General features: G+C 65.1%; 21 protein-coding genes and 1 tRNA gene. 17 read left to right on the forward strand and 5 right to left on the reverse strand.

The window, feature by feature from the left end:
- Positions 1-103 precede the first annotated feature (103 nt).
- Together CTB96_RS08425 and CTB96_RS08430 are read right to left on the reverse strand one after the other, a co-directional pair.
- Positions 104-1,075, reverse strand: coding sequence for a metallophosphoesterase (locus CTB96_RS08425; RefSeq protein WP_110126484.1), 972 nt, complete (start codon positions 1,073-1,075; stop codon positions 104-106).
- On the reverse strand, positions 1,072-3,633 hold the full coding sequence (locus tag CTB96_RS08430; protein ID WP_110126485.1) for a transglycosylase domain-containing protein: 2,562 nt from the start codon (positions 3,631-3,633) through the stop codon (positions 1,072-1,074). Before CTB96_RS08430 ends, CTB96_RS08425 begins: the two co-directional genes overlap by 4 nt.
- 50 nt (positions 3,634-3,683) lie before the next feature.
- Here CTB96_RS08430 and sp36 point away from each other — a divergent pair, with 50 nt between their 5' ends.
- On the forward strand, positions 3,684-3,851 hold the full coding sequence (sp36, locus tag CTB96_RS20485; protein ID WP_181397202.1) for a Sp36 family protein: 168 nt from the start codon (positions 3,684-3,686) through the stop codon (positions 3,849-3,851).
- A 2-nt stretch (positions 3,852-3,853) separates the two neighbouring features.
- Positions 3,854-4,324 carry a RidA family protein gene (locus tag CTB96_RS08435; protein ID WP_110126486.1) on the forward strand — a complete coding sequence of 157 codons (471 nt, stop codon included), beginning with the start codon at positions 3,854-3,856 and terminating at the stop codon, positions 4,322-4,324.
- 74 nt (positions 4,325-4,398) lie between these two features.
- On the opposite strand, the gene CTB96_RS08440 is transcribed toward CTB96_RS08435, so the two are convergent.
- Both CTB96_RS08440 and acs read right to left on the reverse strand, forming a co-directional pair.
- Positions 4,399-5,571: an acyltransferase family protein gene (locus CTB96_RS08440; RefSeq protein WP_110126487.1), complete on the reverse strand. Its 1,173-nt coding sequence runs from the start codon at positions 5,569-5,571 to the stop codon at positions 4,399-4,401.
- A 97-nt stretch (positions 5,572-5,668) separates the two neighbouring features.
- Positions 5,669-7,615 carry an acetate--CoA ligase gene (gene acs / locus CTB96_RS08445; protein ID WP_110126488.1) on the reverse strand — a complete coding sequence of 649 codons (1,947 nt, stop codon included), beginning with the start codon at positions 7,613-7,615 and terminating at the stop codon, positions 5,669-5,671.
- Between the two features lie 495 nt (positions 7,616-8,110).
- Here acs and CTB96_RS08450 point away from each other — a divergent pair, with 495 nt between their 5' ends.
- The 5 genes from CTB96_RS08450 (at position 8,111) to CTB96_RS08470 (ending at position 11,420) form a co-directional block, all read left to right on the forward strand.
- Positions 8,111-9,196 (forward strand): TadA family conjugal transfer-associated ATPase, encoded by a 1,086-nt coding sequence (locus CTB96_RS08450; protein ID WP_110126489.1) that lies wholly within the window; start codon positions 8,111-8,113, stop codon positions 9,194-9,196.
- A complete protein-coding gene (locus tag CTB96_RS08455) occupies positions 9,193-10,194 on the forward strand; it encodes a hypothetical protein (protein WP_110126490.1) in 1,002 nt (333 codons plus the stop codon). The genes CTB96_RS08450 and CTB96_RS08455 overlap by 4 nt, the downstream gene beginning before the upstream one ends.
- A gap of 119 nt (positions 10,195-10,313) precedes the next feature.
- A complete protein-coding gene (locus tag CTB96_RS21020) occupies positions 10,314-10,700 on the forward strand; it encodes a DUF4244 domain-containing protein (protein WP_427846476.1) in 387 nt (128 codons plus the stop codon).
- A gap of 16 nt (positions 10,701-10,716) precedes the next feature.
- Positions 10,717-11,034, forward strand: coding sequence for a TadE family type IV pilus minor pilin (locus tag CTB96_RS08465; protein ID WP_248283286.1), 318 nt, complete (start codon positions 10,717-10,719; stop codon positions 11,032-11,034).
- Complete coding sequence (locus CTB96_RS08470; protein WP_110126492.1) at positions 11,031-11,420, forward strand: Rv3654c family TadE-like protein; 390 nt, start codon at positions 11,031-11,033, stop codon at positions 11,418-11,420. Before CTB96_RS08465 ends, CTB96_RS08470 begins: the two co-directional genes overlap by 4 nt.
- 12 nt (positions 11,421-11,432) lie before the next feature.
- Here the strand turns inward: CTB96_RS08470 and CTB96_RS08475 are convergent, their stop codons facing one another.
- Positions 11,433-11,693 (reverse strand): hypothetical protein, encoded by a 261-nt coding sequence (locus CTB96_RS08475; protein ID WP_110126493.1) that lies wholly within the window; start codon positions 11,691-11,693, stop codon positions 11,433-11,435.
- Between the two features lie 251 nt (positions 11,694-11,944).
- Between CTB96_RS08475 and topA the strand changes: the two genes are divergently transcribed.
- From topA to CTB96_RS08525, 10 genes are all read left to right on the forward strand, one after another.
- Positions 11,945-14,947: a type I DNA topoisomerase gene (gene topA, locus CTB96_RS08480; RefSeq protein ID WP_110126494.1), complete on the forward strand. Its 3,003-nt coding sequence runs from the start codon at positions 11,945-11,947 to the stop codon at positions 14,945-14,947.
- An 8-nt stretch (positions 14,948-14,955) separates the two neighbouring features.
- Positions 14,956-15,576, forward strand: a complete 621-nt coding sequence (tmk, locus tag CTB96_RS08485) for a dTMP kinase (RefSeq protein WP_110126633.1) — start codon at positions 14,956-14,958, stop codon at positions 15,574-15,576.
- A gap of 54 nt (positions 15,577-15,630) precedes the next feature.
- A complete protein-coding gene (locus CTB96_RS08490) occupies positions 15,631-16,827 on the forward strand; it encodes a DNA polymerase III subunit delta' (protein WP_110126495.1) in 1,197 nt (398 codons plus the stop codon).
- A gap of 47 nt (positions 16,828-16,874) precedes the next feature.
- A complete protein-coding gene (locus CTB96_RS08495; protein ID WP_110126496.1) occupies positions 16,875-18,401 on the forward strand; it encodes an alpha/beta hydrolase in 1,527 nt (508 codons plus the stop codon).
- A 52-nt stretch (positions 18,402-18,453) separates the two neighbouring features.
- Positions 18,454-19,092, forward strand: a complete 639-nt coding sequence (locus CTB96_RS08500; protein ID WP_110126497.1) for a TetR family transcriptional regulator — start codon at positions 18,454-18,456, stop codon at positions 19,090-19,092.
- A gap of 52 nt (positions 19,093-19,144) precedes the next feature.
- Positions 19,145-19,220: transfer RNA gene (locus tag CTB96_RS08505), tRNA-Thr, on the forward strand.
- 315 nt (positions 19,221-19,535) lie between these two features.
- Positions 19,536-20,258, forward strand: coding sequence for an SGNH/GDSL hydrolase family protein (locus tag CTB96_RS08510; protein WP_110126498.1), 723 nt, complete (start codon positions 19,536-19,538; stop codon positions 20,256-20,258).
- Positions 20,259-20,404: 146 nt separating this feature from the next.
- The gene (locus tag CTB96_RS08515) at positions 20,405-21,475 is read left to right on the forward strand and encodes an acyltransferase family protein (RefSeq protein WP_282433125.1); all 1,071 of its coding nucleotides are present in this window, start codon (positions 20,405-20,407) and stop codon (positions 21,473-21,475) included.
- A gap of 118 nt (positions 21,476-21,593) precedes the next feature.
- On the forward strand, positions 21,594-23,795 hold the full coding sequence (locus tag CTB96_RS08520) for an acyltransferase family protein (protein WP_110126500.1): 2,202 nt from the start codon (positions 21,594-21,596) through the stop codon (positions 23,793-23,795).
- 130 nt (positions 23,796-23,925) lie between these two features.
- A complete protein-coding gene (locus CTB96_RS08525) occupies positions 23,926-25,437 on the forward strand; it encodes an O-antigen polymerase (protein WP_146215775.1) in 1,512 nt (503 codons plus the stop codon).
- Positions 25,438-25,492: the final 55 nt, after the last annotated feature.

Here is a 25,492-nt window from a genome sequence, read left to right on the forward strand (position 1 = left end):
CGCCGACGACGCCGCCAAATGTTCTCTTGTAATCCCCCATAGACGTGAGCCTAGAGGATGAACCGATGGTGGGAGGTGTGTCATGTCCCCCAGGAAGGGGGACTTAGGTGGCGGTGAGGGTGAGCAGTGTCGCCTCTGGCGGGCAGGCGAACCGCACCGGAGCGTAGATGGAGGTGCCCAGCCCGGCCGACACGTTGAGGAATGCTGTGCGCAGACCCACGTTCCAGAAGCTGAGGCCCTTCACCTGTCGGCGGGGGATGTCGCAATTGGTCACCAGGGCGCCGAATTTGGGCACACACACCTGACCGCCGTGCGTGTGACCGGCCAGGATCAGCTGGGCACCGTGATTCACGAACGAGTTCAGCACCCGCTGGTATGGCGCGTGCACGACGCCCACGGTGAGGGTGGAGCGCGGTGCCGCGGGCGTGCCGGGGTCGGGCCAGGTCTCCTCGGCGAGGGGGTCGTTGCCACGCAGCTCGTCGATGGCGCCGGTGATCAGGTCGAGCCGATCACGCCTGATATGCGGATCGTCCACGCCGAAGATCTCCAGGTGGGTTCCGTTGATGTCCAAGGCCTCGGCCGCATTGTTCAGGTCGGTCCAGCCGAGGTCGGCGAAGACCCGGTGCAGGTCGTCGGTGTCGAGCTCTGCGCGGGGCATGCCGGCGAGCCGGGAGGGGCCACCGAAGTACTTGAGCGGGTTCTTCGGCTGCGGGCCGAAGAAGTCGTTCGACCCATTGACGAAAATGCCCGGGATGCCGTTGAACGGTTCGAGGGCGAACTCAACACCCGCGATTCCGTCCTCATGGCCCAGGTTGTCTCCGGTGTTCACGACCAGGTCGGGCTCCAGCGCGGCGAGACCGCGCACCCACTCCTGCTTGTCGCGCTGCCAGGGGGCCATGTGGAGGTCGGACAGGTGCAGTACTCGGATCGGAGCCGAACCCGGCGCGAGCACCGGCACGGTCACTTCGCGCAAGGTGAAACGGCGGCGTTCCACCAATGACCCCCAGGCCACCGCTGCCAGCCCGGCCGCCGTCACAACGGCGGCCGAACTGAGGAGGGCGCGTGCGGCGCTCAACCTGCAGCTCCCGCGACCTTGCCGATGACGACCGTGACGCTGGAGCCCTTGGCTGCTGTACTGCCGGCGGCGGGACTCATCGAGAGCACCTTGCCGTTCTGCGCCGGGTCGGTGACAGCCTGCTCGGTATTCACGACGTTGAATCCGTTCAGCGTGGACTTGGCTTGGCCGAGGGTCTGACCCGTGACATCCGGCAGCACTGACTGCGTTCCGTTGCTCGTGTAGACGGTGATCGTTGCTCCGTTGCTGGCCGTGGAACCGTTGGCCGGGTCAGTGCGGGCCACGGTGCCGGCGGGAAGCTCTGAGTCGGTGACGCCGCCGTCCAGAACGTCGAAGCCGGCTCCTTCAAGGGCGTTCGTGGCATCGTCGATTGACTGGCCTCGCACGTCGGGAACAGCAACCTGGGCGCCCTGGATCACGTTGTTTGACGCCTCGGCGAATTCATCGCCACCGTACTTGGCGTTGGCGACACTCATGATGTCCGGCCACATGCGGTGCCGGGCAGTTGCCGCCTGACCGCTATCGAAATAGATGCCGCGCTGGTTGGCGTCGCCGGTGACACTCACCACACCCACGACGGTGGCGACCTTGGTGCTCGCGCCACTCATCCAGGTGTCCTTGGCGCCGTCGGTGGTACCGGTCTTGCCGATCATTGGCACCTTCGGGTAGGTGGCGCCGTTGGACTGGGTCGCAGACCCCTCGGTGAGCACGCGTTCCATGGCGTAAGCCATGCCCGCGGCGACTGACGGTTCGACCGACTGGGCGCAGGTTGAGGCCGGCGGCTCGATTTCCGCGTCGTCCGGTCCGACGATGCGGTCGATGACCACTGCCGAGCAGGTGGTGCCGTTGTTCGCGATGCCCGCGAATGCCACGGCCATGCTCAGCGGCGCAATCTCGTTCGTGCCCAGCACCGAGGACGCACCCTTCTCCAGCTCATTGCCATCGGCGCGGTGCACGCCGAATGACTCCGCGGTGTCCCTGATCTTGCAGAGGTCGAGCTTCTTGGCCATGCCGAGGAAGCCGGTGTTGATCGAGTTGATGGTCGACTGCAGAGCGCTGTAGTTCGTGCCGCTTTCGTTGGCATCGTTCTTGGGGTTGTAACCGGGGAACGTCTGCGGACCGCTGCAATAGTCCTGGAAAGTTCCCCAGTCCGACTTGCGGGCGGAATCGACCCGTTCGCTGAGCGCGTGGCCTTCCTTCAGCCATTCTGCGAGCGTGAAGACCTTGTAGGTCGAGCCGGGCTGGAATCCGCTCGAGCCGCCCTGGTCGTAGTCGGTGTTGTAGTTGATCCCGGAGTACTGGGCTCCGGTGGCCTGCACCTCCGGATCCTGGCTGTAGACCTTATTTTGCGCCATGGCGAGAACGCGCCCGGTGCCCACCTGCACGGAGGTGGCCACTCCGCCGAGGTCCCACACCTCACCGGTGTCGGGGTCAGTGTAGGTCTGGGGTACGTTTTCGCCCATCGTCGCCTCGGCTGCCGACTGGAGTTCGAGGTCGAGGGTGGTGTAGATGTCGTAACCACCGCGACGGAAGTTGGTCATGCGGGTGTCTTCGTCTTCACCAAAGGTGGGGTCGCTCTTGAGGATGTGGGTGACGTAGTCGCAGAAGTACGCGCTGCCACCCGCGGTCTGGCAGCCGGTGCTCGGCTCGGTGATGGTCGGCGTGATCGGCGAGGCGATGGCCTCGTCATACTGCTCCTGGGTGACCTTGTTGTACTTGAGCATTTCGCCCAGGATGTAGTCGCGTCGCTGCTTGTTGTCGGCGTAACCGTTCGCGGCTCCGTTCGTCTCGCTCTCAGGCTGGTCGAGGCGGAACTTTTCCGGGTTGTTCACGATCGCGATGAGGCTGGCTGACTGCGACAGAGTGAGGTTGGCTGCGCTGGTGTTGAAGTAGAAGTTCGAGGCGCTCTCGATGCCGTACACGCTGCCGCCGAACAGGGTGATGTTGAGGTAGCCCTGCAGGATTTCGGCCTTGTCGTAGGTCTTCTCCACGCCGATGGCGAACCGCATCTCCTTGAGCTTGCGCTCGGGGGAGGTCTCGGTGGCCTCTTCGTAGCAGGCATCCAGTTTGTCCTGGTCGGTGAGAACCTCACACTTCTGCACGAGCACGTTCTTGACGTACTGCTGGGTGATGGATGATCCACCCTGGGTACCGCCGCCGGTGACAGTTGAGAGAGCGCCACGAATAGTTCCCTGCAGGTCCACGCCACCGTGCTCGTAGAACCGGGGGTCCTCACCCGAGACAGCGGCGTCCTGCACGAACTGGCTCATGCTTGCCAGGGGAACTTCAACCCGGTTCTGGTCGTAGAAGGAGGCCAGTGCGTATGGCGTGCCGTCGTTCTGCACGGCATAGATGGTGCTCTTCTGGGCGAGCTGGTCGACCTTGAGATAGTCGGGCAGGTTTTCGAACACGTTGATCGTGCTGGTGGTGGCCATGCCTGACAACGCCAGTGCAGGAGTGACGGCGACGGTGACCAGAACACCGGCTACCGCGCTCATCCCGACGAAACCGAGGAGGCCGCCGAGCGCTCCACTAACCGTACGTTTTTTGGCAGACATACAATTGAGCGTAAGGGACAATTCTGAAAAACCGCCTGAATCGGAGCCGTATGACTGCCTGGGAATACCTCACTACACCGCTGATGATCCACAACACCGCTGCCATCCTCAACAACTGGGGATCGGAAGGCTGGGAGCTCGTGCAGGTCGTCACCGGCCCCGAGGGCGGACTCGTCGCCTATCTCAAGCGCCCGGTCTCCGGCGCGGAAGGAGCATGACCATGTCGCAGATTGAGGCTCGCTTGGCCGAACTGGGAATCGAACTTCCCTCGGTCGTTCCGCCGGTCGCCTCCTACGTGCCCGCCGTGGTGAGCGGCTCGCTGGTGTTCACCTCCGGTCAGCTGCCGATGGTGTCGGGCGCGCTGCCCGCCACGGGTAAGGTCGGTGGCGGTCACGGTCTCGTTCCGGCCGCCGACGCCAAGGAGTATGCCCGGCAGAGCGCCTTGAATGCGCTGGCCGCGATTCAGAGCGTGATCGGGTCGCTCGATCGCATCACCCAGGTGGTCAAGGTCACCGGCTTCGTCGCCTCCGCCCCCGACTTCACCGGCCAGCCCGGCGTGATCAACGGCGCATCGGACGTGCTCGGGGAGATCTTCGGAACGATCGGCGTGCACGCCCGTTCAGCCGTCGGCGTGGCCGTGCTGCCACTAGACTCCCCGGTCGAGGTCGAACTCGTCGTTTCGTTCGCCTAGGAGCTTTCTCAGGATCGCGGGTCTCGCGGGTCCGGCTCATCGCTGGTCGAGCCCGTCGAGACCTCGCGAGTCTCTCAGGCCGGCGTGGCAGCCTTTGCCCGCGCCTGCCCCGCCGAGAATGCCGCCCCGACGCGAGCGGCCAGCGCCTGGGCGGGCAACTCCACCCACCGGTACATCAGCTGGGCGAGACCCAAGCTGACCGGCACCGAGACCAACGCGCCCCACCACCAGCGTTCGGGGCCGAACACCTGCCCGAAGGTGACCACGACGGGAAAATGTACCAGGTACAGGCTGAAACTGATTCGGCCGAGCCAGCCCAGCAGGCGGCCGCTGAGCAGGCGTTGCACCGGTGGCCACAGTGCCACGGTCGCCACGATCAGAACGGCCCCCGGAACCCGCAGGGCCAGGGTCAGTTCATTCCACGGCCCGGTCAGCACCGGCCGAAACAGCCAGTGAGCTATCAACAGCAGCGGGCCGAGCGCGGCCAGAACTGCCCAGGCGAGTGTGCCGGCCGGGCCGCCCGCGAGCCGGGTTGAAGTCGCCTGCAGGGACCGGTGATTCGCGGCGAGCAGGGCGCCCAGCGCGAACGCCGGCAGATACATGAGCGGTTCGACGGCGAGCAGGTATCCGATGGTGGACGCGGCTAGGAGCGCCGCCGCCCAGGAGAGGGTCCACCGGCGGGTGGCCACTGCCAGGATCACTCCCACCGGCAGTAGCAGCGAGAACCACATCTCCCAGGCGAGCGACCACAGTGGCGGGTTGACGTCGGGCCGGCCGGTGTAACCCACGATGCTGGCCTCGCGCAACAGGTTGCCGAGGCCGAGATCTGGGCTGCCCTGCTTCGCCATCCACGCACCGCCGACTCCCGTGCGCGGCACGAGCGCGATCCACATCGCGGCAAGAACCACGGAGACGACTACCGGGATCGCCAGTCGTACGATGCGTCGGGGGTAATACGCCAGCCAGTTGTAGCCCCTCACGGACTGGCGTAGCGGCGACAGCACGAGCACGAAACCGCTGAGGACAAAGAAGACCAGCACGAATTCGGGTCCGGCGAAGAAGATCTTCAGCGGGGAGAGGGTCGCCCACCAGCCGGTGGAGAAGATGGGCACGTCGGTGCTCGACGAGTAGGCGGCGGAGACCGCCGGCGACGTCATCGAGATGTGGTGCACCAACACGATGACGGCGGCCACGCCCCGCAGGGCGTCGAGTGCGACCAATCGGTTCCGGGGTTCAACGGCAGGCATTCGCCCCACCGTAAATGTCCTTCGTGTACGCGAACTGAGAGAAAAGCACTAGCCGAGGGCTCGTGGAGGTGCTTTTCTCTCAGCTCGCGAGAGCCGATTAGCGCATGCTGTCGGTGATGATCTGCATGATCGAGGTGTCGGCGAGGGTTGTGGTGTCGCCGACCTCTCGGCCTTCCGCCACATCGCGCAGCAGCCGGCGCATGATCTTGCCCGACCGGGTCTTGGGCAACTCGTTCACGATGAAGATCTCCCGCGGCCGGGCAATTGCGCCGATCTGCAGCGTCACATGCGCCCGCAGCACCGCACTGATGTCGGCGTGGGAGGCCGCATCCGTCTGGCTGTACTTGATGATCACGAACGCCACGACGGCCTGCCCTGTCGTCTCGTCATTCGCGCCGACCACGGCGGACTCCGCCACCATCGGATGCGCCACCAGCGACGACTCGATCTCGGCGGTCGAAAGCCGATGTCCCGACACGTTCATCACGTCATCCACCCGGCCGAGCAGCCAGATGTCGCCGTCGCGGTCGAGCCGGGCGCCGTCACCGGCGAAATACAGCGGGGCGTTCGGCGCGTCGGCGAACTTCTCCCAGTAAGTCTCGACGAACCGGTCCGGGTCGCCCCAGATGCCGCGCAACATCGACGGCCACGGTTCGGTGACCACGAGCAGGCCGCCGTTGCCGTGCCCGACGTGGTGACCGTCTTCGCCGAGCACGTCGATGGCGATGCCCGGAATGGCCACCTGGGCCGAGCCGGGTTTGGTCTCGGTGAGTCCGGGCAGGGCGGAGATCATGATCGCGCCGGTCTCGGTCTGCCACCAGGTGTCGACCACGGGTGTGACCTGATGGCCGATCACCTCGCGGTACCACATCCACGCTTCCGGGTTGATCGGCTCGCCGACCGAGCCGAGCAGGCGCAGGCTCGACAGGTCGAACTTCTGCGGCTCTTGCCGGCCGATCTTCATGAACGTGCGGATGGCGGTGGGCGCCGTGTACAGGGTGGTGACCTTGTACTTCTCGATGATCTCNTGCGGGGTGTCGGGGGTGCCCTCGTACAGCACCTGGGTGGCGCCGTTGGCGAGAGGCCCGTAGACGACGTAGCTGTGCCCGGTGATCCAGCCCACGTCGGCGGTGCACCAGTACACATCGGTCTCCGGCTTGAGGTCGAAGACGTATTTGTGCGTGAACGCCGCCTGGGTGAGGTAGCCGCCGCTGGTGTGCAGAATGCCCTTGGGCTTGCCGGTGGTGCCGGAGGTGTAGAGGATGAACAGCGGATTCTCGGCCGGAAACGGCACGGCGTCGTGCTCGCCGGATACGGCGGCGAGCTCGTCGTGCCACCACTTGTCACGGTCGTTCCACTCGACGTCGCCGCCGGTGCGCTCGACCACGAGCACTGTGCGCACCGAGGAATCGCCGCTGGCAAGGGCCGCGTCCACGGCGGGCTTGAGCGGGGTGGCCCGGCCCTTGCGGTAGCCGCCATCGGCCGTGATCACGACCACGGCTTCGGCGTCGTCAATGCGGGAGCGCAGGCTCTCGGCGCTGAACCCGCCGAAGATCACCGAGTGCACGGCGCCGATGCGCGCGACGGCGAGCATCGCCACGACCGCCTCGGGAATCATGGGCAGGTAGATGGCCACTCGGTCGCCGGCCTGCACGCCCAGGCCGAGCAGCACATTCGCGGCCCGTTTCACATCGCTGGTGAGCTGGGCGTAGGTGATCGAGCGGGAATCGCCGGGCTCGCCCTCCCAATGCAGGGCCACCCGGTCGCCGTTGCCGGCGAGCACATGCCGGTCGAGGCAGTTGTAGGCCACATTGAGCTCGCCGTCGTCGAACCACTTCGCGAACGGCGGATTCGACCAGTCCAGCGTTCGGGTGAACGGCTTGTGCCAGTGCACGAGCTCGCGGGCCTGATCCGCCCAGAAACCAAGGCGATCTGCTGCCGCGTCGGTGTAGAGCGATTCGGTGGCGACCGATTGCGCGGCGAACTCCGCGGACGGCGGGAATCGGCGGGTTTCGTGGAGAAGATGGTCGATTTGCACGCTCATGCGGGTTCGCTCCTTTGCGAGTACAGGCAGTGTCAGGCCGTCGCGGCGGCCTCATCCCTGAACCCTACACGGCGAGCGAGACCTGTTCGAGGGGGAGTTTTGCGGGAAGAACAGCAGATTTTCTGTGCTCGGTATATTCGAAATCCGCGTCTCACGAGCAGTTCTCGCCGTGTCCTCATTTAGGGGGACCTGGAGGACTTGCGCATCTGACTTTCCCAAGTATGCTTATCAATGTCTGAACGAAAGTTCGACCTGTGGTGCGTTTGGTTCCCCCCAATCAACGCACTGCCGAGGCGGCACCTGTTCCCCCCAATAGGTGCCGCCCCCCTTTTTTAAGCCGACGCTGTTCGCGGCGCCGCCATCCCACCTCGGTGACGTCGCGGGCCTGTCGACCGCGGTGGGCGCGGCGCTCCTCCACAGGCCGCTCTGGCTCGCACCGGCAGCCAAATACCGCCACGGTGCCAGCCGGCGATTCCTCGCCGGTAGCGTGCCCGCATGCCTGAGCCCTACATTGCTGTACCGTCCTTCCTCACCAGGAACAACCCTCTGGTCGTGCGCCCGGAGGCGTCCGAATCGGATGAAGCGGAACCGGGCGCTCCCGGTGCGTCTGGTCAGCTCATCGCGAGCGATCTTCCTGCCCGAACCGATCTCAGCCTGCTCGGCCCTCTGGCGCGGTACGCCCTTGCCGGTGCTGTCACCGACCTGTTTGTGAACGGTGAGGCCGGCCTGTGGCTGGACGCCGGTAAGGGACTGGTGGTGGCGCAGGATTGGCACAGTGATGAGCGCAGTATCCGCGACCTGGCCGTGCGGCTGATCGCGCTGGGCGGCCGGCACATCGACGAGGCCAGTCCCTGTGTCGACGTGCGCCTGGCCGATGGCATTCGGGTGCATGCCGTGCTGCCGCCGGTATCGAGCACCGGCACCTTGCTGTCGATTCGGTTGCCGCGCTCTCAACGCCTTGGTCTCGCCGACCTCGCCGAGGGCGGCCTGTTCGGTCGTGGTGAGGCCGCCACCGTATCGGTGGGCCGGCTGCGCGCCGCGGTGCTCGGCCGCGAGAACCTGCTCGTAACCGGGGCGGCCGGCAGCGGCAAGACCACCCTCCTGGCCGCTCTGCTCGGCGAGGCGCCCGCGGGGGAGCGCATCGTGGTGATCGAGGATGTCGCCGAGCTCCGTATCAACCACCCCCACGTCGTGGCCTTGGAATCCCGGCAGGCCAACCTTGAGGGCGCTGGCCGGATCGGCCTGGACAGTCTGCTGCGCGAGGCTCTACGGATGCGGCCGGACCGGCTGGTGCTGGGCGAGTGCCGGGGAGTGGAAATTCGCGAGCTCCTGGCAGCGCTCAACACCGGCCACGACGGTGGGGCCGGCACTCTGCATGCCAACTCGTTGGCCGACGTCCCCGCTCGGCTCGAGGCGTTGGGCGCCCTCGCCGGCATGAGCCCGACCGCCGTGGCCCGGCAGACGGTGAGCGCGATCGGGCTGGTGCTTCACCTGGAACGCCGTGACGGGCAGCGCCGGCTCGCCCAGCTGGGCCGGTTCACGCTCAACGCCACCGAACGACTCACAGCGGTCGCCGGATGAAACGCCGGCGAATCCAAGCGCCCGAAATCGAGGAAGTGGCCCGGCTGGCCGAACGATTGGCCGTTCTGATGTCCGCGGGCGTCTCACCCGTCTCGGCCTGGGATTATCTGGTGCCGCCCGCTGCGGAAGACCATCCGGGCCCAACGCGGCGCCGGACCGCCCGCACCGCCGACCACGGCAACGAGGCGATCCTGCTGGCCGCGTCGCGGGCGGCGCACGCGGGGGAGCGAGTCGCTGACGCGATCGCCGCCGAAGCCGTGCACCTGCCCGCCCAACTCGGTGAGGCCTGGCGGGCGCTCGCCGCGGCCTGGGACGTCGCCACCCAGTCCGGCGCTCCGTTGGCGGCAGCGTTGCGGGACCAGGCTGCCGCGTTCCGGGAGCTCGGCCAACTGCACCGCGATCTCAGCGTGGCTCTCACCGGACCGCGAGCGACGGCGCGCATGGTGCTCGTGCTGCCGCTGGTCGCACTGCTCTTCGGCACCGTGCTCGGCTTCGACACCGTGCACACCTTGTTCTTCACCGGCCCGGGCCTGGCCTGCCTGCTCGCTGGTTCGCTGCTTCTGCTCGCGGCCGCCGGATGGAACCGCACACTTGTGCGCTCCGCGAGCGCCCAGCACGCGGCGCCCGGCCTCGAGCTCGACCTCACCGCGATCGGCATGGCCGGCGGTGGGTCGCTTGACCGGGCGAGGGCCACGGCACGCAGCAGTGCGGAACGATTCGGTCTGCGCCCCGCTGACGGCGCACGCACTGCCGACGACGCAACCATCGACCGGGTGTTGGAGCTATCCGCTCGCGCCGGTGTGCCGGCGGGCGAGCTCCTGCGCAGTGAAGCCGATCAGGCCCGCCGAGATGCCCGCAGCGCGGGTCGCCAACGGGCCGAGAAGTTGGCCGTGTCACTGATGGTCCCGCTCGGGGTGTGCGTGCTCCCGGCGTTCATGCTTGTTGGGGTGGCCCCGCTCCTGCTCAGTGTGCTCTCCTCCACCCTCACCTCGTTCTAGACCTTCTGCACAACCGTTACTGCGGTTGCCGACCCGGCTGGCGGCGGCGGCAGGATGGCAGTGCTCGTGCCAGCCACGCTGCGTCACCGGCTTCGGCCGCTGACGTGAAAGGAGCCATCATGCATCACACCACCACCAGTCATGCACCCTCCAACGTTGCAGCCCCCGCCGACCCCAGCTCAGGCGTTGCCGGGCTCGCGGGGCCGGTGCCCGGCGGCGGGACCGTCGAGAGACCCGTTCCTGTGGCCGGCTCGCGCCGTGCTCTGCCGACCGCGAGCAGGTACACCGGCATCACCGAGGGTTCCGTGCGCACCCGCACGGTGCGATCCAACACAGCGCGCGCCCTGCTCAGGCTGCGCCAGGAGCGGGGAGCCGCGACCGCCGAATACCTGGTGGCCACGATGGCCGCCGTCGGCTTCGCCGGCCTGCTCATCGTCATTCTGCGCGGCGACGAGGTGCGCGGCATCCTCACCGATCTGGTGCGTAGTGCACTTTCGGTCGGCTGACCGTCAGCGGGGCAGCGTGACAGCGGAGTTCGCCGCCGTGCTGCCCGCCGTGCTGGTGCTTCTTGCGGCGTGTCTGGGAGCGGTGCAGGTGGTCGGACAGCACGTGCGCCTCACCGACGCCGCCGGGTCAGCCGCACGGCTGCTCGCCCGAGGGGAGAGCGCGCACAGCGCCGCCGCCCCGCTCCAGGGCCTGGGACCGAGCGCGACCCTTACCGTGGAGTCACAGGGCACCTTCATCTGCGCCGGAGTGAGCGCCGCCAGCGCATTCGCCCCATTCGCCGCAGCAGGTCTTGTGCTCAGCGCACGCTCCTGCGCCCTGGCCGGTGGCCCATGACCGGCCCGAACGAGTGGTTCGGCGGTGCAGGCGCGGCCCGCCGCTGGGCTGGTGCTGAGCACGGCTCTGGGTCGGTGCTCGCGATCGCCCTGCTGGGAGCGATCGCAACGGTGACCATGGTCTTGTTGCCCGTGCTTGGGTTGCTCAGCGTGGGTCAGTCGGTGCGCTCGGCGGCCGACGCGGCGGCGCTCGCCGGAGCGGACACGGCGTCTGGCCTGATTCCCGGAGTGCCTTGTGAGGCTGCACAGCGCGCTGCAGAACTGAACGCCGCCCACCTGAGCGGCTGCACCATCGATCGGCTGAATGTGACGGTGACAGTTGCGCGCACCGCTGGCGGTTTCACGCTGCTCGGGCGCGCCAGAGCCGGGCCACCCGATCCAGGCTGAGGTGGATCGTCCCTACGACGCGGCGCCGGAGGAGCCGAACACGGCCTCGAGGTAGCGGTAGTCCACTGCGGTCGGTTGTTCTGGATGATCCGTGGAGTCGAATTCGAGTCCCGCGGCGCGCGCGTAGAGGTAGCGTTTGCCGTGCGAATCGGCGGGAATCTCTATCCGCGGCCGCGGGTCCCCCGACTCGAGGAACTCGGTGGTGACGGTCTTGCCTTCGAGGGGGCCATCCGTGAGTTTCGCGGTGTACGTGCCCTGCGTTGCTGTACCCATGACTCCATTGTGCGTCTGCACCCGTGAGAGGCAACCCCCAAACGCGATACATCGGCGACTCCGGCCGCCTTCGGGCGCGTCGCGAGAGGATGTGCGGGAACCGCTCGCGCCCCTTGCACTGGGCCGCGGACGGGCTACCGTGGAGGCAATTGGTGGCCCGCCCGCGCCCTCTCGGTAGGCGCGCACTCGATTCCTGTGTGTATGGTGTGGCTTGGCCGTTACATTGGCCGTTACCTATAAAGAGGAGTCTGGTGCCAGGCACTAAGAAGCTGGTCATTGTCGAGTCGCCGACCAAGATGAAGTCGATCGCCGCCTATCTGGGCGACGGATACGAGGTTTTGTCGTCGGTCGGACACATTCGAGACCTGATCGAGCCCAAGAATCTGCCGCCGGAACTGAAGAAGGGCCCGCTGGGCAAATTCTCCGTCGACGTCGACAACGGCTTCGAACCGTACTACGTGGTTTCCGACGCGAAGAAGAAGACCGTGAGCGACCTCAAACGAGCTCTGAAGAACGCCGACGAACTCCTGCTCGCAACTGATGAGGACCGCGAAGGCGAGGCCATCGCCTGGCACCTGCTGCAGGTCCTGCAGCCCAAGGTCCCGGTCAAGCGGATGGTCTTCCACGAGATCACCAAGGACGCGATCATCGCGGCCACCAACAACACCCGCGACCTGGACACCGCTCTCGTTGACGCGCAGGAAACCCGGCGCATCCTCGACCGTATCTACGGCTACGAGATCTCACCCGTACTCTGGCGCAAGGTCGGCCCCGGTCTGTCCGCCGGTCGGGTGCAGTCCGCCGCCACCCGCCTCGTGGTCGACCGCGAACGCGAACGCCTCGCGTTCGTCTCCGCCGGCTATTGGGACCTGATCGCACAGCTCGCGCCGGGCTCCGCCGACGACCTCGCCTTCCAGGCCAAGCTGGTGCGACTGAACGGCGACCGCATCGCCACCGGCAGCGACTTCGACGATTCTGGCAAGCTCAAGCCCAAGGTCGTCGCCGCGACGCTCGACGAGGCTTCCGCCCTCGCCCTCGCCGATGCGCTCAAGGTGCCCGGTGTGAAGATCACCGTGACCAAGGTTGCCTCCAAGCCCTACCGTCGCAGCCCCGCCGCGCCCTTCACCACCTCGACCCTGCAGCAGGAAGCGGCCCGCAAGCTGCGCTTCACTGCCCGCCAGACCATGAGTGTGGCGCAGTCACTGTACGAAAACGGCTACATCACTTATATGCGGACGGACTCGCCGTCGCTGTCGCAGCAGGCCATCAGCGCCGCCCGCAAGCAGGCCGCGTCGCTGTACGGCGCTGAGACGGTGCCCAGCAGCCCGCGCCTTTACAAGGGCAAGAGCAAGAACGCGCAGGAGGCGCACGAGGCCATCCGCCCGTCGGGTGACACCTTCCGCACCCCGTCGTCGTTGTCGAGCACATTGCGCGGTAACGACTTCAAGCTCTACGACCTGATCTGGAAGCGCACCGTCGCCAGCCAGATGGCCGACGCCACCGGCTCGACCGCGTCGGTGACCATCGCCGCCGGTCCAACCGGTCAGGCCGCGCACCCCGCCGCGGCCGAGGCGCTGGCCGAATTCGCCGCCAGCGGCACCGTCATCACCTTCCGCGGCTTCCTGCTCGCCTACGAGGAATCACGGGACGAAGAACGCAACGCGCCGACAGATCCCACCGAGTCGAAGCTGCCGCCGCTCGAAGAGGGACAGACCCTGTCGCTCGTCGAGGTGGAAGCCAAGGGCCACGAGACCACCCCGGCCGCCCGCTACACCGAGGCCAGCCTGGTGAAGAAGCTCGAAGAGCTCGGCATCGGCCGTCCGTCCACCTACGCATCGATCATCTCAACCATCACCGACCGCGGTTATGTCACGCCCCGCGGGCAGGCGCTGATTCCCAACTGGATCGCGTTCTCGGTAGTGCGGCTGCTCGAGGAGTTCTTCTCCGACCTGGTGGAGTACGACTTCACCGCCGAGATGGAAGACGACCTCGACCGTATCGCCGGCGGTACCGCCGACCGGGTGGACTGGTTGACCAGCTTCTACTTCGGTTCAGACAAGCACCGCGGCCTGCGCCAGGTAGTCGACAACCTGGGAGAGATCGACGCTAAGTCGATCAACTCGATCCACATCGTCGACGACATCACCCTGCGCATCGGCAAGTACGGCCCCTACCTCGAGGTCGTGGACGCTGAGGCCGGCCCGGATGCCACCCCGCGTCGGGTGAACATCCCGCCGGACCTGGCACCCGATGAACTCACCCCGGCCAAGGCCAAGGAACTCGTCAACGCTCCCGTGGTGACCGACCGGGTCATCGGCGTGAACCCCGACAACGGCAAGGAGATCGTCGCCAAGGACGGCCGGTTCGGCCCCTACGTGACCGAGCTCGAGCCCCCGGCCGACACCGACGGCCCCGGCGAGACCGTTGATCCGCTCACCGGCGAGGTCACCCAGCTCAGCGACACCACCCCGAGCGTCGAGGCTGCCGCCGCCAAGCCCAAGCGCAAGACCCCGGCCAAGAAGGCCGCCGCCGCGGTGAAGCCGCGCACCGCGTCGCTGTTCAAGTCGATGGACCTGGCCACGGTCGACCTCGACACCGCGCTGGCGCTGCTGAACCTGCCTCGCGTGGTGGGCATCGACCCAGAGACGCAGACCGAGATCCTTGCCCAGAACGGCAAGTTCGGCCCGTATCTGAAGAAGGGCGTCGACACCCGCTCGCTCACCAGTGAGGACCAGATTTTTGAGATCGATTTGGCCGGTGCCGTGGACCTCTACGCCCAGCCGAAGTACGGTGCCCGCCGGGCCTCGAGCGCGCTCAAGGACTTCGAAGAGCCCGACCCGGAGAGCGGCAAGGCCATCAAGATCAAGGACGGCCGGTTTGGCGCCTATGTGACCGATGGCATCACGAACGCCACGATCCCCAAGGCCGAGAGCGTGGAAGAGGTCGACTACGACCGCGCTGTGCAGCTGCTTGCCGACAAGCGCGCCAAGGGTCCGGCCGTGAAGAAGGCGCCCGCCAAGAAGGCAGCGGCTAAGAAGCCCGCGGCCAAGAAGGCGCCGGTGAAGAAGGCCGGCAGCACGACGAAGACCGCGGCCAAGCGGGCACCTGCCAAGAAGACCGGCACCTCCGCCGCCACCCCGGGCGCGAGCGTGCGCGCCGAGCGCACCCCGGAGCAGAAAGCCGCCACTGCGGCGAAGGCTGCGGCGACGCGGGCGGCTACTGCTGCTGCGAAGGCCGCGGCCGCGCAGTCGTGACCGATGTCGTGACGCCCGGCCTGTTCATCACCCTCGAGGGTGGCGACGGGTCGGGCAAGAGCACCCAGGCGCAGCTGCTCACCGACTGGCTCGAGGCCGCCGGGCACACCGTGGTGCGCACCCGGGAGCCCGGCGGCACCGAGGTGGGTGTCGAGATCCGTCAGATCGTGCTGCACCACCGCGGCGAGGTCTCACCCCGCGCCGAAGCGCTGCTGTACGCCGCCGACCGGGCCCAGCACGTGGCCACGCTGGTGCGGCCGGCGCTGGCCCGCGGCGAGATCGTCATCCAGGACCGTTATCTCGACTCCTCCGTCGCCTATCAGGGTGCCGGACGGGTGCTGGGCGGCCCCGAGGTGCGCGACCTCTCACTCTGGGCGGCCGAGGGCTTGTTGCCGCACCTCACCCTGCTGCTCGACCTCGACGAGACCGCGGCGCGGGGCCGGCTCGACGCCGATAACAAGGTCTTCGACCGGCTCGAGGCGGAGAAGGGCGAGTTCCACGCCCGCGTGCGCGCCGCTTTCCTTGACCTGGCCGCCGCCGAACCCGACCGGTTCCTGGTATTGGATGCCGCCGCGCCGATTGACGAAATCGCCGCCGTCATTCGCGCTCGCGTCGCCACGCTGCTCTAGCCGCTCGGCCCGGTGGCGCGCCTGGGTGTCGCCGGCTCCGGGTAGCCTTGACCAATGGCAGTGTGGGACGACCTGACGGGTCAAGCAGACGCGATCGCCATCTTCCGGGCCGCCGCTGAGCGGCCTGGGGCGGTCGCCACGCTGGAGCGCCCTGAGGCCGACGCCGGTGCGGACACACCCAGCACGTCCTCATCGATGACGCACGCCTGGTTGATCACCGGCCCGCCCGGCTCCGGCCGCTCCAATCTCGCCTTCGCGTTCGCCACCGCCCTGCTCAGCCCCGGCACCCCACAGGGCGACGAAACCACCGGCCGGCTGGTCGATGCGCGCACTCACCCCGACCTCACCGTGCTCACCACCGAGGGCGTGATCATCAAAATGGACTCCGTCAAGGAGGCCGTCGCCCGGTCGCAGTACTCGCCGTCGGTGGGCCGATACCGGGTCGTCGTGGTCGAAGACGCCGACCGTATGGTCGAACGCACCTCCAACGTGCTGCTCAAGGCGCTCGAAGAACCGCCGGAACGCACCGTCTGGATTCTCTGCGCCCCCAGCGAGGCCGACCTGCTGCCCACCATCCGCTCCCGGGTGCGCACCGTGCGCCTGCGGGTGCCGAGCATCGACGACGTCGCGGCCCTGCTCATCCGCCGCACCGGTGCCGACCCGACCGTGGCTGAACGAGCCGCCCGTGAGGCGCAAAGCCACATCGGCATGGCCCTCCGCCTGGCCACGAACGCCGAAGCCCGCGCCCGTCGGGAGGAAACCCTGCGCACAGCACTCGGTCTGACCGGAGTGGCCAACGCCGTCAACGCCGCCACCCGGCTGCTCGCCATCGCCGGCGACGACGCCAAGGCGATCACCATCGAACGAGACGCCAGCGAACGCGAGGGGGTACTGCGTTCCCTCGGCGTGGAGCCGGGCCAGTCGGTTCCGCCGGCCCTGCGCGGGCAGATCAAAGCGCTCGAGGACGACCAGAAACGCCGCGCCACCCGGAGCCTCCGTGACGGCATCGACCGCATCCTCGTCGACCTCACCTCCCTCTACCGCGACGTGATGATGGTGCAGCTGGGGCGGGAGAACACCATCATCAACCTGGAACTGCTCACCGAGCTGCGCCGGGCGGCAGCCGCCTGTGCACCGGCTGTGACTGTGGCGACGATGGATGCCATTGCCCTGGCCCGGCAGAGAATTGAAGCTAACGTAGCTCCGGCGCTGGCTCTTGAAGCCATGCTGGTCTCGATGATCCGACGGTGACGCCGTCGGCGGTGCCGCGGGCATCAGGGAAGAGGAACTCAGTGACGATGCGCACTCGCGTAATCACGACCATGGCGGCCGCGGTGGCAGTGACGCTCGGACTGAGCGGCTGCGTGCCGTGGTTCATGCCGCAGCCCGCGCCGGCGACCTCCACGCCCAGCGTGGAAGAGGTGGGCAGCTCGCTGGAGCCGTTCTACAGCCAGGTGCTGGCGTGGGACGACTGCGACGACGGCATGCAGTGCACCACCGCGAGCGCGCCGCTGGACTGGGACGATCCGGCCGCTGGATCGATCGATCTGGCCCTGGTGCGCCAGCCCGCCACCGGTGACCGTATCGGCTCCTTGCTGGTCAACCCGGGTGGCCCCGGCGGCTCTGGCTATGAGTTCGTCAAGGACTCCGTGGACTACGCCACCGACGCCACCCTGCAGGAGCGGTTCGACATCGTCGGCTTCGACCCCCGCGGTGTGGGGCGCTCGTCGGCAGTGGCCTGCCTCGACCCCGCCGAGATGGACACCTATCTCTATGGGCTGACCGTAGCCGAACGCGGCAGCGACGCCTGGATTCAGGAGCAGGAAACCAGCGCCAGCAACTTCGCCGCGGCCTGCGCCGACAAGACAGGTGCGCTGCTCGGCGAAGTCGACACCACGAGCGGGGCACGCGATCTCGATCTGCTGCGCGCGGTGCTCGGCGACGCCCAGCTCAACTACCTGGGCTTTTCCTACGGCACGTTCCTCGGCGCCACCTACGCCGAGCTCTATCCCGACAAGGTCGGCCGGCTCGTGCTCGACGGCGCCCTCGACCCGTCCACCAGCAACTTCGAGGTGACCAGCACGCAGGCGCAGGGCTTCGAGAGCGCATTGCGCGCCTACCTCACCGACTGCCTGGCGGGCACGGACTGCCCGTTCGACGGCACAGTGGATGACGCCATGGCCACGATCGGCGCGTTGCTCGCCTCCGTGGACGCGAGCCCGATCACGGCAACCGACGGCCGGCAGCTCGGAGCCAACTCGTTGCTCACCGCGATCATCTACCCGCTGTACCAGGCGACCGCCTGGAGCTACCTCAGCGACATGTTCGAGAGCGTGCTGCAGGGCAGCGCCGATGGGGCGATGCAGTTCGCCGACGCGTACAACGGTCGCAACGCCGACGGCAGCTACGCCGACAACTCCACCGAGGCCTTCATGGCGATCAACTGCGTGGATTACGCCTACGATGACGACCCGGCGGCCATGCGCGCCCAGGCGGCCGAGATCGAGGCGGCGGCGCCCACCATCGGCAAGTACATGGCGTTCGGTGACATCTCCTGCGCGAACTGGCCATACGCCTTCGACGGCGAACGCCAGGAGATCCACGCGGCCGGAGCAGCACCGATTCTTGTGGTGGGCACCACCAACGACCCGGCCACGCCGTACGTGTGGGCGCAGAACCTGGCCGAGCAGTTGGACAGTGGGCAGCTCGTCACCTATGAGGGCGAGGGACACACCGCCTACAACAAGTCGAACTCCTGCGTCAACGATGCCGTCGACAGCTACCTAATCGACGGCACGGTGCCGGCGACCGATCCGATGTGCTGATCGGCTGAAACCTCGCCCACCGCGTTTTTGCGCCTCATGCAAGAATTGGGGCATGGCGGTGGAACCTGACGAAGTGGGCCTGCGGGAGCGCAAGCGCCTGGCCACGCGCCGGCAGATTCAGCGTGCCGTGCTCACTCTCTGCTCAGCGCGCGGCATTGACAAGGTCACCATCGACGAGATCAGTCGCTGCGCAGATATCTCACCCCGCACCTTCTTCAATTACTTTCCGTCCAAGGACTCCGCCCTGGTCGGTGACGAGTTGGAACTCGCCTGTGACTCCGACATCGAGCGATTCGTGGCCGGGGGAGCGGACAGTGACGTCATGGCGGACCTAGCCACCCTGCTCGCTCAGAGCCTGCAGAACACCGACAGCGATCGAGAGATCCACGAGCTGCGTCGAATGGTGATGAAGGAGAACAGCTACCTGTTCACCATGCGGATGGCCACGCTGCGCAATTTCGAAGCCGGCCTGCAGGAGATCGTCGAGCGCCGATTCGCCGCTGACGACCCCAGGCTCGCAGCGGACCCGCAGGCGCTGTCCCAGCGGGCTCTACTCTTCACCCTGGTGGCAATGGCTGCTACCAGGCATGCCTGGCGGTGCTGGGCCGAATCCGACGAGTCCACCCCGCTGTCGGAGTGGGTGGCCAAATCGTTCCGTGAGCTGTACACCGTGACCTCCCCAACCCACTAAGCTTGGATGCTGTGTCGCCGCGCGTTTCCCGCAAGGGCAATTTCGGTCTCACGCCGCCTTAGCTCAGTTGGTAGAGCGATTCACTCGTAATGAATAGGTCATCAGTTCGATTCTGATAGGCGGCCCCACTATGACACCGGAGCCTTGAGCTCGACGCTGTTGGCTTGCCGAATTCAGCAATCACCGAAGTTGGCCCTCTGTGCCGGGCGTGTCCCAGAGCGTATCGAGTTGGATTCCGGGGTTCAGTGTGCTGTCGCCAGTGCGGGCGCTACTTTCGCGAGCTCAACTCGGCGGCCTTCAGCCGGAGCTTCGCGATGCGACCCGACCACGAGCACGTACCGTGATTGGAGCGCGTAGCAGTACGCCCCTATTCGAGAGCGGGCTTCGCGTGTCCACCCTGCGATGACACTCATTCGGGGGTAGCGCACGTATAAACTCAGCGCATGTCCCGGGGAAAACTGATCCTGCTTGGCATTCTTGCCATCGCGGTCGTCGTCTTGACTGTTATGGCCGTGCAAGGACCTAGGCCCGGCGCGCCTACTGCAGCCGCCGGACCGATCCCGACATTCGGAACCGTGACGTCCGACCCGCACCCGGTCGCCGCATTCGTGGGGGACTCGTACACGACGGGGACTGGCGCCACGGTGAAAGTGAAAACGCGCTGGACTGCCCTTGTGTCCGCCGAGATGGAATGGAAGGAGGTCAACCTCGGTCGAGGGGGTACCGGGTACGCGACCACGTCGGGGCGTTCCGGTTGCGGGAAAGAATATTGCCCGAGTTTTGTAGAGATGATCCCGGAAGTGCTGGCTGTTGACCCGGATGTGGTGTTCATCTCTGGCGGGCGGAGTGACATCCGAGCTTGGGACGCAGATCCGAGCATTGTGATCGCCGCCATCACCCAGACATACGCTGACATGCGGTCCGCTGTCCCGGATGCGCGGATCATTGCTGTTGGGCCGGCCGTAAGTGGGACTGTAACTCAGGACGCGATCGACATGGACTTAGCGGTCGAGAGTGCCGCCACCGCGGTGGGGGCGGAATTCATCAGTCTTTTGAACCCTTCTGTACTCGATGCATCATTGCTATCGGGAGATCGTATCCACCCGAATAATGCAGGGCATTCTGCGATTGCCCGTCGCATAGTCGAGGGTCTAGGCACTCAATAGTCGGGTGACTGCTTGGTCCATCCGAAAATAGCGCTGGTTCTGGGGTGACGCGCGATCGCGGACATCTCGCGCTATATTCACGCGCGCGAAATGTGCGACTGTTACCCTCGTCCGGGGGGTATTCCCTCATCTAATTGAGGAGAGCCGTGCGCGCTAGTAATTTGCCATCCGTCAGCGCACCGCGGCGGATTCAATGGCCCGATGCCGCTCGAGGCATGGCAATCCTCCTTGTTGTACTGCACCACGCGGTCATATATTCCGCGGTGGAAGGGTTGGCATCGCCGGGCTGGCTGGTTGCAACGGAAATGCTTAGAACCATGCGAATGCCCCTGTTCTTTCTGGCTGCGGGCCTATTCGCCGGGAAATACGTCACCGGCACTTGGCGTGGCCTGTTCCAGAAGAAGATAATGCTCTTCGCTTGGGTCTTCGTTTTATGGGTGATCATCAGATGGATCATCCTGAACCTGATTCCCGGCATCGACAGCGAAACGGGCATTCTGCAGTTGCCGCTCCACCTTTTCTGGCCAGTGGGCGGATGGTTCATCTTCGTGCTTGCGATCTATTTCGCCTTGGCCAAGCTATCGGTACGTATCTCGAAGCCGATCCAATTAGTGAGCGCCGGCCTCGCCTCCCTCCTCTGGTTCGCACTCGACGACCCGATTGGGAACAATGGCTGGGACGGCGTGCCAACGTTCTACATCTTCTTCATCCTTGGCTGCTACGGGCGCTCGGGTATTCTCGCCTTCGGCGCTTGGCTGACCCCGATGACAGGCATTGCCATGGTTGCCATATGGGCCGGCTCGTATACAACCCTCGCCCAGCTGGATCTCGCTGACGCGCCCGTGATTTCCTTCGCAATGAGGATTCTCGGGCTGGGCGCAGGAATCGCTCTCGCGCGCGGGTTGGAACGGGTTGGATGGTTGCGACGACTTGGCGGGCAGACTCTCTCGATCTATCTGTCGCACACTCTCTGGATCTTCCTCTTAGTTTGGTTGTTGTCCCTGATCTGGCCAACTGGAAGCCCCTTGGCAGCGCTGTGGCTGCCAGTGCTAGTCGCCGCGTTCGGTCTTGTGATGGCGAGGATCACCGCAGTTTGCGCGGCTTATGTCCATGCTGGGTGGCTCTTTGAGACTCCTCGATGGCTTGAGAATCTATTTATTCGAGCATGGCCGCTTCCGCGTTCTGACGTGACTCCAAGCCAAATTGCAGGGCGATAGACACGGTTCGAGATTGCGCCGGGTTCGCGTATTGCCATTCATGAGGCCGTCACTCAGCCGAAACATCATGCAGATACACTCGTTCGGGGGGTAGCCTCCACGACAGCATGGGGGATCGATGAGCACGTTGGTAAAGACTGAGCTACAGTCGGCGGCACCCGTGGATGCGCCGAAGAAGTCCATCCGACGCGATATTCAGGGCCTCCGCGCTGTGGCTGTGCTCGCTGTCGTCGCCGATCACTTATTCCATTGGCCAACCGGGGGTTTCGTCGGTGTTGACGTGTTCTTCGTGCTTTCGGGTTTCCTCATCACTGGCCTGTTGCTGCGCGAGCATGACCGAACCGGCACCATTTCATTCGTTGGCTTCTACAAGCGCCGGGTTCGACGTATCCTCCCCGCCGCGACACTTGTCCTGGCTGCCACTCTCTCAATCGCTTTCGTGGTCTTTAATGTCGGCCGAGCCAATCAAACCGCCGGCGACGCGTTCTGGTCGTTCATCTTTCTGGGCAACTGGCACTTTGCAGCTGACGGGACTAACTATTTTTTAGCCGGTGGTCCGGTCTCACCGCTACAGCATTTCTGGTCTTTGTCTGTTGAAGAGCAGTTCTATTTTGTGTGGCCGTGGCTGATGCTTCTGATTCTTGCGCTGGGAGGCAAGGCGACCAAGTGGAACACCGTGGTCGCCCATCGCGTTATCGGTGCCGTGATGTTTGCCATCATCATCATCACTTTTGCCTGGTCGATCTGGGAAACCACAACAAATCCCACTTGGGCCTATTTCTCGACATTCTCTCGGACGTGGGAGCTGGGCGTTGGAGCCCTGTTGGCCGTCGTCGCAGGACGACTCCGGTCAATACCGTCTTGGCTTCGACCGGTTCTCGGCTGGGCGGGGCTTCTCGGTATCTTCGGGTCCATCTTCTTCATCACCGACGCCATGCCGTTCCCTGGGCCCTGGGCCGCCGTGCCTGTACTCGCCACTGCGCTCGTAATCCTCGCGGGCACCGGCGGCGAAGTGCGCTACCTCTGGCCGCTCACCAACCGGGTGTCGACGTACATCGGAGACATTTCTTACAGCCTCTATCTCTGGCATTTCCCGGTGATCATCTTGTTGGGTTCGATCGTTGCCGAAGGCACTGTTGAGCACGCGGTGAGTGCATTGGTATTGATGGCTGTCTTGTCGGTGTTGTCCTACCATTTTGTGGAGCAGTCCGTCCTCAAGTCGACGTGGCTGCGCGACGTGTCCGCGGTGGAGCGCGCAGCTTTGCGTCGTGCCAAGCGTCAGAAGAAACGCGCGGCTCAAAAGTCGAACGCCCCGGTGTTGGTCGGCGTGGCTTTGGTCGCGGTCGGCAGCCTGACGCTGGCTTGGGCGGCCCTGACACCGCGGGATCTCCCGGTCAGCACCTTTGTCAGCGCTGCGCAGGCACAGATCCAACCCGATGATGGCGCAGCTGACGCGTCGCAGGTGCCGGCCAGTCCCGCTAGCGACCTCACGGCAGGCCTTACGGCGGCGCTAACAAGCGAAACGTGGCCAGCCTTCGATCCGCCGGCGGATGGTTCTGTGAACTTGCGAGTGCCTCAGTGGGTCGAGGACGACTGCCTGACGATCTCCGAGGAGAAGTTGGATAGTTGCGCGTATGGTGCGACCGAGCCCAGCAAGACCGCAGTCATCGTTGGAGACTCCATTGCCACGAGCTGGCTTCCGGGCATAATCGCAGCGCTTGAACCGCTGGGGTACGCGGTTCAGCCCCTCACGCGGGAAAAATGCCCCGTCGGGTTCATGCCGGTCACGTCTAGCGAAGAGACGGGTGGGCCGCTCTATGACGCCTGTAACCAGCAGCATGAGTGGGTGACGGAAAAGGTGCAGGAGATTCAACCCGATCTCATCATCATGTCCGACTCCTTCTACGGGCTGAACCGCCTGATCAGTCAGAATCGCGACGATGCGGCCAACGCGGAATGGAAGGCTGGTTTCGGCGAGGCGCTTGCCGCTCTTCCCGCTGAGACTAAAAAGGTGGTCTTGATGTCGCCGCCAGGAGCGGGAAACATGACGCAGTGCTACACGCCGTTGTCGAGCCCGAAGGACTGCACCGGGAACCTGCAGCCGAACTGGAAGATCGTCCTGGATGCCGAGTCCGCTGCCTCTGAGGAAGCTGGCGTGGCGTTCGTTGATACGAGGGAATGGTTCTGTGTTACCGATCGATGCCCAGTTTTCGTGGGTACGACATCCATCTACGCCGACACTGCTCACTTGACCAATAATTACAGCCAGAGTCTTGCCCCTGTGATCCTCGCCAAATTGCAAGAACTTGGTCTCGTCTAGTGCAACCGTCGCATGTACGGGCGAAGCCAGCCAGCGGACTGCTGGTTGATATCGTTGACCGGATGAGCACATCGCCCAGAAGCTGGGAGTCACGAATTCCAGACGGGTCTTCTACGAGGGGAACGGCCACTTGACGATCACCCCAGTCCCGCACGTGGCTTCCCGAGCAACGCGCGAGCAGCCCATCGGTTATGGGCTCACCGCGACACTGCTCACCATTGTCTTCGCCGGCCTGATGCCAATCTTCATTCTGACGACCATCCCGTATCCGACCGACCGAGCCATAGTCGGCGACGTGGTGATTGCCCTGATCATCGTGGCGTTCAGCGGCACTCGCCTGGCGTTCGTGATCGGTAGGGGCCTGCCTACCCTGTTCGCGTTCTCCTTTTGGCTCTTCGTGTACGTCTTTCTTGCAGTGCCTGCCTTCGCTCAGGTGCTCGCAAGCAAATCGCCAGGGACGACTCCCAACATCAATCTGGGCTACAACACCGAATCGCTCGTGATCATCCTTCTCGGCCTGATCGCGTTCGAGGTTGGCGCCTTCTTCGTTTCACGACGACCCACGGCGACCACTCCAGAGAATAAGTCCAAGTCGCGCGGAGCTCGCTCGGGTCCGCGAGAATTCTCCCGTACGAGAATCACATTGCTGGCCGTAGGCGGATTCACGGTGTGGGTCTATTTCGTGGCGCGGATCGGTCCTGCGACGTTTTTCACTAGCCGGGAAACGATGGCGACTATGCGAACCGTGGTTTTCCCCGACCCAACACTGTCTACGATCATTGCTGCGTCGGCATCCATTCCCTTGCTGGTGTGCGTGCATGCCATGGCTCGCTACCGGCGGGCGGAAGTCGCGGCGGGAGCAAAGAAGCGAAGCTATTCGTTGATGATGCCGATGGCCGCGTTTGCCGTGATGTTTGCGATCAACATCTTTAGCTCGTCCCGGTACCTGTTCGGAACCATGGCGTTCAGCCTGTTAGTGCTCGTGGGCGCATTCGCGACTCGAGCACGAATCCGGTGGACCATGACGCTACTAACTGGCGTGTTGCTCTTCGGCTTTCCGCTTTTCTCTATTTTCCGTCGAGAGGCAACACAGACAAACAGTCAGCTCGGTGCCGGCGCTTTCGTCAACAGCGGTGACTATGACTCGTTTGCGCAGATCAACAACGCCGTCAACTACGTTTCTGTTGAAGGCATCGTGTGGGGTAAACAGCTTCTTGGACCCCTTGTCTTTTGGGTACCGCGATCGATCTGGCCAGACAAACCAATCGATACCGGGGTATTCATTGCGCAGTTTCGCGGCTATTCGTTCGAGAACCTGTCTTCGCCGTTCTGGGCTGAAGCGTACCTCAGCGGTGGTTGGGTAGGACTGGTCATCATTTTCGTGCTGCTTGGATATTTCCTGAAGCGTGCCGACCGGTCCACTCAATTCAATCTGGCGACGGCCGGCGTGTCTGGCGTTGCGGTCGCCATTCTCTCGTTTTACATGCTCATCCTGCTTCGAGGGTCACTCCTTCAGGCGACCAGCATGCTCGCGGTCATGGTTTTCAGTATCTGGTTTGTCTCGAAACGAGGACCAGTCCACGCCGGCGGACCCAAAGGCGCGTCAGGGCTGGTGCGCGGCAGGGAATTTTCCAGAACGTAACCTCCCTGCCGTCTGATCGGCACCCCCATCCGGGGGAGGCCGATAGGGTCGAACG

The organism is Cryobacterium arcticum (genome assembly GCF_003185895.1).
GTDB classification, from domain to species: domain Bacteria; phylum Actinomycetota; class Actinomycetes; order Actinomycetales; family Microbacteriaceae; genus Cryobacterium; species Cryobacterium arcticum.